The 12,080-nt window shown below is 66.0% G+C and carries 8 protein-coding genes; 4 read left to right on the forward strand and 4 right to left on the reverse strand.

The window, feature by feature from the left end; genetic code table 11:
• Window positions 1-366 precede the first annotated feature (366 nt).
• Together DBY63_RS09115 and nudC are read left to right on the forward strand one after the other, a co-directional pair.
• Complete coding sequence (locus DBY63_RS09115) at window positions 367-2,067, forward strand: ferrous iron transporter B (protein ID WP_177411439.1); 1,701 nt, start codon at window positions 367-369, stop codon at window positions 2,065-2,067.
• On the forward strand, window positions 2,064-2,891 hold the full coding sequence (gene nudC / locus DBY63_RS09120; RefSeq protein ID WP_108581706.1) for an NAD(+) diphosphatase: 828 nt from the start codon (window positions 2,064-2,066) through the stop codon (window positions 2,889-2,891). Before DBY63_RS09115 ends, nudC begins: the two co-directional genes overlap by 4 nt.
• On the opposite strand, the gene DBY63_RS09125 is transcribed toward nudC, so the two are convergent.
• Window positions 2,859-3,635: a TSUP family transporter gene (locus DBY63_RS09125; protein ID WP_044341883.1), complete on the reverse strand. Its 777-nt coding sequence runs from the start codon at window positions 3,633-3,635 to the stop codon at window positions 2,859-2,861. The two genes, nudC and DBY63_RS09125, sit on opposite strands and share 33 nt — an antisense overlap.
• A 78-nt stretch (window positions 3,636-3,713) precedes the next feature.
• Window positions 3,714-4,898, reverse strand: a complete 1,185-nt coding sequence (gene pobA / locus DBY63_RS09130; RefSeq protein ID WP_044341882.1) for a 4-hydroxybenzoate 3-monooxygenase — start codon at window positions 4,896-4,898, stop codon at window positions 3,714-3,716.
• 146 nt (window positions 4,899-5,044) lie between these two features.
• Between pobA and DBY63_RS09135 the strand changes: the two genes are divergently transcribed.
• Window positions 5,045-5,929 (forward strand): helix-turn-helix domain-containing protein, encoded by an 885-nt coding sequence (locus DBY63_RS09135; RefSeq protein ID WP_037007914.1) that lies wholly within the window; start codon window positions 5,045-5,047, stop codon window positions 5,927-5,929.
• Here the strand turns inward: DBY63_RS09135 and DBY63_RS09140 are convergent.
• Complete coding sequence (locus DBY63_RS09140; RefSeq protein WP_108581707.1) at window positions 5,889-8,960, reverse strand: hybrid sensor histidine kinase/response regulator; 3,072 nt, start codon at window positions 8,958-8,960, stop codon at window positions 5,889-5,891. The genes DBY63_RS09135 and DBY63_RS09140 overlap by 41 nt on opposite strands.
• 42 nt (window positions 8,961-9,002) lie before the next feature.
• Window positions 9,003-10,271, reverse strand: a complete 1,269-nt coding sequence (locus DBY63_RS09145) for a 3-phosphoshikimate 1-carboxyvinyltransferase (protein ID WP_108581708.1) — start codon at window positions 10,269-10,271, stop codon at window positions 9,003-9,005.
• 204 nt (window positions 10,272-10,475) lie between these two features.
• Between DBY63_RS09145 and DBY63_RS09150 the strand changes: the two genes are divergently transcribed.
• Window positions 10,476-12,053 (forward strand): alkaline phosphatase D family protein, encoded by a 1,578-nt coding sequence (locus tag DBY63_RS09150; RefSeq protein ID WP_108581709.1) that lies wholly within the window; start codon window positions 10,476-10,478, stop codon window positions 12,051-12,053.
• Window positions 12,054-12,080: the final 27 nt, after the last annotated feature.

Below are 12,080 nucleotides of genomic sequence, written 5' to 3' on the forward strand. Positions count from 1 at the left end.
TCGCGTTCGTCCGAATAAGCTGAAAGACCTCACAATTTTCAGCTATTGTTCAACTAAGATGCTGCAGGCTGGTCATTTGAGCCCGCATGAAGCCTCGAATTTCGAATTGCGCGGAACTTTATTGGTTCCTGAAAATCATATGACGATTCGGAATTATCGCTTCGCTTTTGTGGATTTACAGGTCTAGCGTTCCAGAGCAAGGTTCCCTGGCGTGGCGTGAGGTCGAATCCCCGTCCGCCTGGAATGATTAGTGTGGCCCGGTCAGGAAGACGCAGGTACCTAGGCTCCAGTTGGAATAGCAAGCCTTTCTTCCCGTTTTAAAATGGCGTTGGCGAGGTTGTAATGGCGCAGGAGGCGTAAGGCACTATGGTGACCGGAGCAAGAGCTTTGAGCTTGGTCCGCGAACAGCTGTTCGCGACCATAGAGGAAGCTGAATCCCATCTTGAACGATTCATCGTCGAGCGGCACTGCAGCAGCCTGTTGCAGCGCGCGGTCGAGAGTATCGGCCAGATTCGCGGCGCCCTGACGCTGATCGAGCTGGCAGGCGCCCAGTTGCTCGCCCATCAGACGCTGCAGATTGCCAACGACATCCCGGCCGGCGCCGGTCCCGAGCATGACGAGCACCTCATGGCGATCTGCCGTGGGCTGCATGTCCTGCGCCGCTATCTCGAACAGCTGCGCAGCGGCCAGGACGAGATGCCCGAATTGCTGCTGCCGGCGATCAATGCCCTGCGCCTGGCGGGCGGCGAACCCGAACTTCCGGAAAGCTATTTCTTCAGCGTCCGCCTCGATCAGCGCCCGCTGATCAGCGCCACCACGCGCCTTGGCCTGCGCGAGCGTCAGGCCCAGGCACGCCGGATGCGCCAGATGTACCAGGTCGGCCTGCTGGGCTTCCTGCGCGACGTCAATGGCGTAGCCAGTCTGCGCCTAATGGCGCGGGCGCTGGAGCGCTCCGCGGCGCTGCTGCACGATCAGGTCGGCGGCTACCTGCCCTGGGTCGCCGCGGCTACCGTCGAGGGCTTCGCCCAGGGTCGCCTGACTGCCACCCGTGAACGCAAGCAGCTGTTCGCCCGGGTGGATCGCGAATTGCGCCAGATGCTGGGCAACGAATTGCACGAGCCCGCGCGCAGCACTCTCAAGGAGTTGCTGTATCTGCTGGCGCTGGCCGGTGTCGAAGGCGCCCATCCACAGGAAGTCATGAATGCCTACGGTTTCGAGCGACTCGGTTTCACCGACGCCCAGCTCGAAGCCGGCAAGAAGCGTCTCGCCGGTCCGGGTCATGCCGTGATGCATTCGCTGTCGGCCGCCATCCGCGAAGAGCTGGAGACGGTCAAGGACCTGATAGATCTCATTGAAACCGAGTTGCGCAACGGCGCCGAGCAGAATCGGCTGCCACGCTCCGACAACTTCTCCCGGCTGTATGTCCAGGTCGGCCTGCTCGGCAAGACGCTGGAGATGGTTGGCCAGGAGAATGCCGGCCAGGTCCTGCAGCAGTGCCTGCCGAATATCTCCCAGTTCCGCGACAAGTCCCTGGTGCTGGACGATCTCGCGCCCCTGGCCGATGCCCTGCTGCTGGTGGAAAGTCTGCTGGGCCAGCCCGAAGGGCAGGGCTCGCTGATCGACGTGCCGCTGGAAGCCGATGGCGTCCAGGTCAGTGTCGCCAATTACCAGCTGGGCGAAGCCCAGGCGCTGTTGCATCGGGAAGCCTACAAGGGCCTGACCGACGCCAAGCGCGCCATCGGTGCCTTCCTCGATTCGCGGGGCGACGCCCTGCACCTGGCCACCGTGCCGGCGCTGCTGGATACCGTCCGCGGGGCGTTGTTCTTCCTGGGCAATCCCCGGGCGGCCGAGCTGGTGCGTGCCTGCACCGGTTACATCCAGCGCTGCCTGATCGAGGGCGGCCAGGCCTGTGAGCCGGCGACCCTCGAGGTGCTGGCGGATGCCCTCAGCAGCATCGAATTCTTTGTCGAAAGCGGTGGCACCGAGAGTCAGGACGGTACCCCGGAAATCCTCGATATCGCGGCGCAAAGCATTCACGCCCTGGGCTGGACCTCGGCTGCGGCATGAGTGTCTGGCAGCCCGGCTGGTTCCAGACTGCCCAATCCTCTGGCGGTTGGCTGGTCGTCCATAGCGGCCAGGCGTTTCTGACCTCGGGTGCGGACGTGCTCTTCGCCAGCGACGATTCGCGGGTGCAGGGATTCGAAGGAGAGCGCCACGGCCTTGGCCAGTGGCAGGCCCAGCCGGTCACCCTGCTCGAGCTGGACACCCCGCCGGACATCGAGGGCTGCGTCTGGCAACCCTTGCGGCCGCTGATGCTGCAATCGCCCCATGCGCTGTTCAAGTTGCTGGGCTATGCCAATCAGATCGGGACCTGGGCACGCCAGCATCGCTTCTGCGGACAGTGCGGTACCCGCACCTTCGCCCTCGATGGCCAGCGCGGCCTCAAATGCCCGAATTGCCAGCTCACCCAATATCCGCGCCTGTCGCCGAGCATGATCGCCCTGGTCACGCGCGGTGACGAGGTACTACTGGCGCGGTCGCCCCGTTTCGCGCCCGGGGTCTTCAGCACCCTGGCCGGCTTCGTCGAGCCGGGCGAGTCGGCGGAGGCCTGCGTGCACCGGGAGATCATGGAAGAGGTGGGCGTTTCGGTCACCAACCTGCGCTACCAGGGCAGCCAGAACTGGCCCTATCCGCATTCCCTGATGCTGGGCTATCACGTCGATTACCTGAGCGGCGACATCCGCTGCCAACCGGATGAAATCGAAGATGCCCGCTGGTTCCACCTGCGCGAGTTGCCGACGCTGCCGCCGGCCTTTTCCATCTCGCGCTTTCTGATCGATCGCTATCGGGTCGAGCGCCTAGGCGGCGCTGAACCAGTGCTGCCAGATTAGCTTGACGGTCAGCGCCAGCACGACGCAGATGAACACCGGGCGGATGAACTTGGCGCCGCCGGCGATGGCGCTGCGCGCGCCCAGGTAGGCCCCGAGGGTCAGTGACAGACCCATGGTCAGCCCCAGCACCCAGAGCACCTGTCCCAGGGCGATGAACATCACCAGGGCGACCCCGTTGCTGACGAAATTCATGGTGCGCGCCACGCCGCTGGCCTTGAGCAGATCCAGGGGATAGAGCAGCAGGCTGCTGACCGTCCAGAAGGCGCCCGTGCCTGGCCCGAACAGGCCGTCGTAGGCACCCAGCGTCAGGCCCTGGGGCCATTGGCGCCGTTGCGGCACGGGCGCATCGCTGAGCACCGGTGCCTTGGGCGTGCCGCCGAACAGCAGATAGAGGGCGCAGCTGAACACCACGACCGGCAGCAGCTGATTGAGGAAGTCCGCGGAGAGATGGTGGGCCACCAAGGCGCCGACCCCCGCACCGAGGGCGGTAGCCAGCAGCGCATGCCGCCACTGACGGGGATGGAACAGCTTGCGGCGGTAGAAGGTGTAGGCGGCGGTAGCGCTGCCAAAGGTCGAGCTGAGCTTGTTGGTGCCGATCGCCAGATGGGGCGGCACGCCGGCCATCAGCAGCGCCGGCACCGTGAGCAGGCCGCCACCGCCGGCGATGGCGTCGATGTAACCGGCGAGGAAGGCGACCCCGGCGAGCAGCGTCAGGGTCATGGGGTCCAGGGCGAATTCGAGCATGAGGGTAGGGCGCCAGGTGGAACGGGGGCGCCATCATGCATCAGACGCGCAGCCGTCACCACCTGCGGGCGACCTCGATCAATCCAGGGCGGGGAAGGGCAATCCGACGTAGTTTTCCGCGAGGGTCGTGCGACCCGCTCTGGAATCGAGCAGCGCCTGGAGTTCGGCGTCCTGCACCCGCTGGGTGAAGGCATCGGTATCCGGAAAACGGTGCAGGGCGGTGGTCATCCACCAGGAGAAGCGCACTGCCGCCCAGATCCGCTTCAGGCAGAGCGCCGAGTAGCGTTCGAGGCAGCTGGCGTCGCCGCTGCGATAGGCGCGTTCCAGCAGCAGGTGCAGATTGCGCACGTCGCCCAGGGCCAGGTTGAGTCCCTTGGCGCCGGTGGGCGGGACGATATGGGCGGCATCGCCGACCAGGAACAGCCGGCCGTACTGCATGGGTTCGACCACATAGCTGCGCAGCGGGGCGATGCTCTTTTCCAGCGAGGGACCGGTCACCAGCTGGGCCGCCGTCTCGGCCGGCAGGCGCGCCTTGAGTTCCGCCCAGAAACGCTCGTCCGACCAGTTCTCCACCGAATCTCCGGCTTCCACCTGCAGGTAGTAACGACTGCGGGTCGCCGATCTCATGCTGCATAGCGCGAAGCCACGCGGGTGATTGACGTAGATGAGTTCGTCGGCGGCAGGCGGGGTATCGCTCAGCAAGCCCAGCCAGCCGAAGGGATAGACCCGCTCGTATTCGGTGAGTACGCCGTCCGGGATGCTGCGGCGCGAAACGCCATGGAAGCCGTCGCAGCCGGCGATGTAATCGCAGTCGATGCGCAGCGTCTCACCGGCGACCTGGCAGGTGACATGAGGACGCTCGCCCTTGAGTTCGTGGGGCTGGACCTCGCTGGCCTGGTAGAAGGTAGGGGCGCCGCTGGCCTGGCGGGCGGCCATCAGGTCGCGGGTCACCTCGGTCTGGCCATAGACGGTGACGCAGCGTCCGCCCAGCAGATCGTTCAGGTCCAGTCGCTCGCGCTGGCCGTGGATGGCGAACTCCACGCCTTCATGCACCTGGCCTTCCTGTTCCAGCCGCCCGGCGACGCCGGCCTGGCGCAGCAGATCGACCGTGCCCTGTTCGAGCACGCCGGCACGGATGCGGCTGAGTACGTGGTCGGCGCTCTGGCGCTCGACGATGACGTTGTCGATACCCGAGCGGGTGAGCAGCTGGCCCAGCAGCAGTCCGGAAGGGCCCGCGCCGATGATGACGACTTGGGTGCGCATGGAGTCTGTCCTCTTGTCTGGCGTGATCGCCGTTTATTATGGGGCTCCGGTATTTTTGGACGGTTTTCTCTGGTATCGACAGAGACCTTTGCGAAACTTTCTGGTACTTTTCAATGATTCGTGCGGCTATCGCCCAAGGACTGACGATGACCACTGCCTTGCCACCCATCTTCAAGCTGTATGGCGAGGCCCAGGCTTGGCCAGCGCCGGACCTGCTGCACTGCGAAACCATCGAGAGTCGCAGTCGGCTGCATGCCTGGCATATCGAAACCCATCGTCATGCGGATCTCGCGCAGTTGCTCTATGTGCGCCAGGGCGGGGTGCGCCTGCAGCTGGAAGACTGGCAGGGCGAAAGGACCGGGCCGCTGCTTGTGGTGCTGCCGGTGTTGTGCGTGCATGCCTTCGAATTCGAGCCTTCGGTGGAGGGCTTCGTGGTCACCCTGCCGGTGCCTCAGCTGGAGCGCCTGAAGCAGCGCTGCCAGAGAGCCGGGCAGGGACTGTTCCTGGCCGCCGGGTGCCTGGACCTGAGCGGACCCGACGCCCCCTGGATCGACCAGTTGATCGGTCAGCTCGTCGCCGAATACGAGGGCCACAAGCCCGGTCGCGAGGTCATGCTCGAAGCCCTGCTCGATAGCCTGGCGATCTGGCTGTTGCGGCAGCATCGGCCCGAACAGGGCGCGACCCTGCCACGACGCGCCGAACAGCACCTGGGACGCTTTCTGGCGCTGGTGGAGCAGCACTATCGCGAGCACTGGAGCCTGGGGCGCTACGCGGCGGCGCTCGGGATCTCGGGAGTACACCTGAACGGCCTCTGCCGGCAGCTGGCCGGAGCCTCGGCGCTGGCCATCGTGCACCAGCGCCTGCTGCTGGAGGCGCGCCGCACCCTGACCTACACCCAGGCATCGGTGGGCGAGATCGCCGATGCCCTGGGCTTTGCCGATCCCGCCTACTTCGCCCGCTTCTTCCGCCGCGGCACCGGCCAGAGTCCGCTCAGTTATCGCCGTCTTGCGGGCCAACAGCCGCCGAGCTGAGGGGCAGGGGATCGGCTGCCAGGGTTTCGCCGACGCGCGTGGCCAGAGCGTCGAGATTGAAGGGCTTGGTGATCAGGGTCATGCCGGGGTCGAGATAGCCTTCCAGGTGGGCCCCCTCGGCATAGCCGGTGGCGAACAGTACCTTGAGGCCGGGCCGGCGCTGCCGCGCGATCTCGGCCAGCTGGCGACCGTTCATGCCCGGCAGGCCGACATCGGACAGCAGCAGGTCGATGGGGCGGCCGCTTTCCAGCAACGGCAGCGCGCTGCGCGCGTCTTCGGCCTGCAGGGTCGCGTAGCCCAGTTCGCGCAACAGATCCACCACCATCTGCCGGACCACGGGTTCGTCTTCCACCACCAGCACGGTCTTGCCGGCGCTGTGAGCGGTGACCGTAGGGGAGGCCAGCCGCGGCGGCTTGACATCGGCGCCCAGGTAGCGGGGCAGGTAGAGGCCCACGGTCGTGCCCTGGCCGGGCAGGGAATCGAGCCGGACATGCCCCTTGGACTGCTTGGCGTAGCCATAGATCATCGATAGCCCCAGGCCGGTGCCCTGGCCGATGGGCTTGGTGGTGAAGAAGGGGTCGAAGGCGCGTGCCATGACCTCGGGTGGCATCCCAATGCCGTTGTCCGTCACCAGCAGCGCCACATAGTCACCGGCGCTCACGGCGTCCAGGCCATTGCCGCTGTCGCTGAGATAGACATTGCGCGTCTCGATGCGGACGGTGCCGCCATGAGGCAGAGCATCGCGGGCATTGATAACCAGGTTGAGCAGGGCGCTTTCCAGTTGGTGAGCATCGGTGAGCGCCTGCCAGAGTCCGGCGTCCAGCTCGAGCTGCAGGACGATATCGCCGCGCAGACTGCGTAGCAGCAGTTCCTCCATGGAGCGCACGCAGTCGTTGACGTGAATGGGCTGCAGATCCAGCGCCTGGCGCCGGGAAAAGGCCAGCAACCGCTGGGTGAGGGCGGCCGCGCGCTGGGCGGAGGTCAGCGCCGAGTGCAGATACTGGTCGAATTTGTCCTGGCGACCGGCCTTCTGGTGCCGCTGCAGCATGTCGAGACTGCCCATGATGCCGGTCAGCAGATTGTTGAAGTCGTGGGCGATGCCACCGGTGAGCTGACCCACAGCTTCCATCTTCTGCGCCTGGCGCAACTGCTCCTGCAGCTCCTGCTGCTCGGTGACGTCGCGCCCCACGGCGTAGATCAGCTCGTCTTCGGCGCTGGCGGTCCAGTCGAGGATGCGATAGCTGCCATCGCGGCCACGCAACCGCGCCCTGAGATTGGCCGAGCCCTGCTGGCGGCCCAGGCTGCGCAGGGTATCGAAGACCTGGCGCTGATCGTCGGGATGGATGAGTTCAGTGAGCTGGATGCTGGCCAGATCGGTCTCACGCCGTCCCAGCAGGCGGGTAGCGGCGCTGTTAACCGTCTTCACCTCGCCATCGGCGCGGCAGATCACCATGAGGTCATGGCTGATGCGCCACATCCGGTCACGCTCGCGGGTGCGCAGTTCGATCTGTTGCTCCAGCTCCTGGCGCGAACGGGTGAGGACCTCCCGCGCATCGACGATGCTCTGGATATCGGTGCAGGTGCCGAACCATTGCTCGATGCGGCCCTTGGCGTCACGCACCGGTTGCGCCCGGCCGAGCACCCAGCGGTAGCGCCCGGAGCGATGCCGCAGGCGGTATTCGATGTGGTAGGGCTCGCCGGTGCTGAGGCTGTGGTGCCAGACCTTCCAGGTGCGCTCCTGGTCGTCCGGGTGGAAGACGTTGGCCCAGCCTTCGCCCTCCGTGGAGCCTTCCGGCACTCCGGTGAATTCGTACCAGCGGTTGTTGAAATAGAAGTGGTGGCCATCGGGGCGGGTGGCCCAGACCATCTGGTCGATGGAGTTGATGATGGCGCGCAGCTGCGCCTCGTTGCGGGCCAGCTCCTGAGCCTGACGGCGATGATTGCTGATGTCGATGAACAGCACCGCGAAACGATCGCCCGGCAGCTTGTGGGCGCGCACCTCGTACCAGTGTTCATGCTGCAGGTGCAGCAGGATGTCGAACTGGGTGAATTCGGCATCGCCGTTCATGAAGTCGACATAGGCAGGCAGCAGGTCGGCTTCCAGCTGCGGCAGGGATTCGCGCAGCGTCCGCCCCAGGACCTGATCCAGGGGGATGCCGGTGAGGGTGGCGAAGACCGGATTGACCTCCAGGAAACGGAAATCCTCCATCCGGCCAGCGGCATCGCGGATCGCCTGGGCCATGTAGAAGCCCTCGCGCATGCCGTGGTACAGCTCCTGCAGCCAGAGATCGCGTTCGGTGATGGCGGCTTCGTTGAGCTTGCGCTCGGTGATGTCGTAGCACACGCCCAGATAGCGGCCGCCGCCCTGGCTGGTCATCAACTGGCCGCGCCGACCGAGCCAGCGCTCCTCGCCGGTGTCGGCACGGCGAATGCGGTATTCGAGATAGTCGAGGGCGTCGTCGTCCGGCGCCGCGGTCAGGGTTCGCAGGCTGGAGACGTCGTCGGGATGCAGCTGCCGGATCAGCTCTTCCAGGGGATAGCTGCGGCGGACCGGTAAGCCCCACAGCTGGCAGAATCCCGAGGACACCAGCAGTCGGGCCTCGCCGGGTAACAGCTCGAAGGTACCGACGCGCCCGACCTCCTGGGCCAGTCGCACCCGCTCTTCGGCTATCAGCTGATCGGTCCTGTCCTGCAGCACATGCACGAAGCCGAGCGGGTGCTCGGCGTCCTTCAGAGCGGTAGTGGCGATCTCCACCCAGCGTGGCGTACCGCCCTGCACCGTGATCCAGCCGGCGCCCTGGCCGTGCTCGTCGACCAGCGCCTGATGCAGGGCGGTGGTCAGGAAGGCGGCGTCCCGACCCGACGTCAGCAGATCAGCGAAGCGCTGGCCCCGGGCTTCGCTGGCCGGCCAGCCACATAGCAGCTCGGCCCCGCGGTTCCAACGCTCGATGCACCCGTCGCGGTCGGTGATGACCAGAGCGTGGGAGGTCAACTGCAAAAGCGCCTGCTGTTCGAGCAGAGAGGTCGACATGCGGGGATTCCATTCAGCGAGCGGGCGTGTGACGGGCGTTACCTAGGCTTCGATACCCTCGCTCAGCTGGACGTTCAAACTGCGCAGGGCATTCCAGTATTCAGGATAGGTCTTGCCGACGCATTCGGGGTCCAGAATGCGGATGCCTGCCACCTTCAGGCCGGCCAGGGCGAAGCACATGGCGATCCGGTGGTCGGCGTGGGTCTCGATCACGGCATCGGTCCGGGTACCGGCCAGGGCAGGGTCGGCCGCCACCAGCAGGTCATCACCCTCGACGCTGGCGAGACCGGCGCGAATGGCGTTGAGGCCGTCGTGCAGGGCCGCCACCCGGTCGCATTCCTTCACGCGCAGATTGGCCAGGCCCACGAAGCGCACGGGGGTCTCGTTGAAGGCTGCCAGGACCGCCAGGGTAGGAATGGCATCCTGCATCTGCGAGCCGTCGATGACCGCCGGCAGCCGAGGGAAGGCGGCGATGTGGTCGAGGGCCTTGGCATCGGGCTGGGTGAAGGCGTCGTCGGCCACCCCCAGGTCGATGGTTCCGCCGGTGAGGGCCTGGGCTGCCCAGAGATAGGTGGCGGCGGAGGCGTCCGGCTCGATGAAGTAGTCCCGTGCGACGTAGCCGGTCGGGGCGACCCGCCAGGTGGCGGCGTCCAGCTGCTCGACCTGGGCGCCGAAGGCGCGCATCGCCTCGACGGTCAGGTCGACATAGCCACGGGCACCGATGTCGCTGCCGCGCAGGGCGACGTCCACCGGTTCGCTGCCGAGCGCGGCCAGCATCAGCAGGGCGGAGACATACTGGCTGGACAGGCCGGCATCCACCTCGAAGCGGCGCGCGGTGAGACGGCCCTGGCCGGTAACGGTCACCGGCGGGCAGCCGCTCGGCGCCTCCACCTGGATGCCATTGGCGCTCAGGGTCTCCAGCAGGGGACCGATCGGCCGCTTCTGCATATAGGCGTCACCGGTCAGGGTCACGGCGCCGTCGACGGTGGCCACCGCCGCGGTCAGGAAGCGCACCGCCGTGCCGGCATTGCCGAGAAACAGCGGTGCTTCCGGTTGCTGCAGGCGCCCGGAGCTGGTCACCACGAAGGTAGTGGCGTCGGGTTCGTCGACGGTGACACCCATCTGCCGCAGCGCCTCGGACATGTGCCGGGTGTCATCGCTCTTGAGAGCGCCGGTCAGGCGGCTGGTGCCCTTGGCCAGCGCTGCCAGCAGCAGGGCGCGGTTGGTGATGGACTTGGAACCGGGTGGGGCGACCCGTCCATGCAGCGCGACGTTGGGCGGGGTGACGGTGATGTAGGGTCTGGCGGACATGGGGGCTCCAAGCAACTTCGCGACGGCCACAACGGCGGATCGTAATGGGGGCGCCATGATGCCATTTCAGACCGCCCAGGCCAAAGCACCCGTACTTTAATACCACCCCTATAGGGACCGTGGCTTTCACCTGATACCCCTATTGTCACGAACGGGTCATCAAGGCGGGGTAGTGCTAGCCTTTTTCCGCCAGAGGCCGTTGCCATGTCCCTTATCCGTCCCGATCGTCGTCGCGTTCTGCAAGGCCTGGGTGCCACGCTGCTGTTGCCCGCCCTGGGCCAGCGAACCTGGGCCGCACCGGCAGGGCGCCCGGGAATACCCGATGGGGTCCAGGCGGGGGATGTCACCGGCGGGCAGGCGCTGATCTGGAGTCGGACGGATCGTCCGGCGCGGCTGCTGGTGGAGTGGGATACCCAGGAGAGCTTTCGCTCCCTGCGCAAGGCGACGGGTCCCGTCACCACGGCGGCCCAGGACTATACGGCCCGCATCGACCTGGCCGGGCTGCCGGCCGATCAGCACATCTTCTACCGCGTGCGCTTCGAAGACGTAGACAGCGGCGCGCTCAGCGAGCCCGTCATCGGCCACCTGCGCTCGGCGCCCAGCCAGCGCGGGGATATCCGCTTCGTTTGGGGCGGCGACACCGTGGGGCAGGGCTTTGGCATCAATCCCGACATCGGCGGCATGCGCATCTACAACGCCATGCGCGAGCGGCGGCCGGACTTCTTCCTGCACAGCGGCGACACCATCTATGCCGACGGCCCGGTCCCGGCCCAGCTGACGGTGGAAGAGGGCCGCATCTGGCGCAACCTCACCACCGAGGCCAAGAGCAAGGTGGCGGAAACCCTGGACGAATTCCGCGGCAACTATCGTTACAACCTGATGGACGCCCACCTCAAGAGATTCAACGCCGAGGTACCCCAGGTGTGGCAGTGGGACGACCACGAGACTACCAACAACTGGTCGCCGAGCAAGACGCTGGATGATCGCTACCGGGTCAAGGACATCAATGTCCTGAGCGGTCGGGCCCGCCAGGCCTTCCTGGAATACGCGCCCATGCGGGGCGTCTCGGCCGACGGGGCAGGGCGCATCTATCGACGGATCGCCTATGGCCCCCTGCTGGATGTCTTCGTGCTGGACATGCGCAGCTATCGCGCCGGCAATGACAGCAACCTGGGTAGCGAGGAGGGCGGGCAGGGCGCCTTTATGGGTCAGGAGCAACTCGACTGGCTGAAAAAGGAGCTGCAGGCGTCCAAGGCGACCTGGAAGGTGATCGCGGCCGATATGCCCATCGGGCTGCAGGTCCCGGATGGCAAGGACGCGCAGGGCCAGGCGCGCTGGGAGGCGATCGCCAATGGCGATCCCGGAGCCCCCAAGGGGCGCGAGCTGGAAACGGCCGACCTGCTGCGTTTCATCGCCCGGCAGGGGATCCGCAACACCGTCTGGCTTACTGCGGACGTGCATTACTGCGCCGCGCACCACTATCACCCGGACAGGGCGGCCTTCCAGGGTTTCGAACCCTTCTGGGAATTCGTGGCGGGGCCGCTGAACGCCGGCAGCTTCGGTCCCAATCCGCTAAATGCCACCTTCGGGCCCGAGGTGGTGTTCCAGAAGGCGCCGCCTCAGGCGAACACCTCACCGCTGAGCAACTTTCAATTCTTCGGGGAGGTGGAGATCGACGGCAAGACCGCCGAATTGCAGGTCACCCTCAGGGATCAGGACGGCCGTCCGCAATTTACCCAGAAGCTACAGCCCCTGAATAGCAATACCACCCCTATAGCATAAACACATTTAGTGATGATCCTCTGCACA

Source organism: Pseudomonas sp. RIT411 (assembly GCF_003057735.2).
GTDB classification, from domain to species: Bacteria; Pseudomonadota; Gammaproteobacteria; order Pseudomonadales; family Pseudomonadaceae; genus Chryseomonas; species Chryseomonas oryzihabitans.

Bases quoted from the DNA above. Each gene is read 5' to 3' on its own strand.
- DBY63_RS09115 (WP_177411439.1), top strand. From the start codon at position 367: ATGGTGACCGGAGCAAGAGCTTTGAGCTTGGTCCGCGAACAGCTGTTC.
- nudC (WP_108581706.1), top strand. From the start codon at position 2,064: ATGAGTGTCTGGCAGCCCGGCTGGTTCCAGACTGCCCAATCCTCTGGC.
- DBY63_RS09125 (WP_044341883.1), bottom strand. From the start codon at position 3,635: ATGCTCGAATTCGCCCTGGACCCCATGACCCTGACGCTGCTCGCCGGG.
- pobA (WP_044341882.1), bottom strand. From the start codon at position 4,898: ATGCGCACCCAAGTCGTCATCATCGGCGCGGGCCCTTCCGGACTGCTG.
- DBY63_RS09135 (WP_037007914.1), top strand. From the start codon at position 5,045: ATGACCACTGCCTTGCCACCCATCTTCAAGCTGTATGGCGAGGCCCAG.
- DBY63_RS09140 (WP_108581707.1), bottom strand. From the start codon at position 8,960: ATGTCGACCTCTCTGCTCGAACAGCAGGCGCTTTTGCAGTTGACCTCC.
- DBY63_RS09145 (WP_108581708.1), bottom strand. From the start codon at position 10,271: ATGTCCGCCAGACCCTACATCACCGTCACCCCGCCCAACGTCGCGCTG.
- DBY63_RS09150 (WP_108581709.1), top strand. From the start codon at position 10,476: ATGTCCCTTATCCGTCCCGATCGTCGTCGCGTTCTGCAAGGCCTGGGT.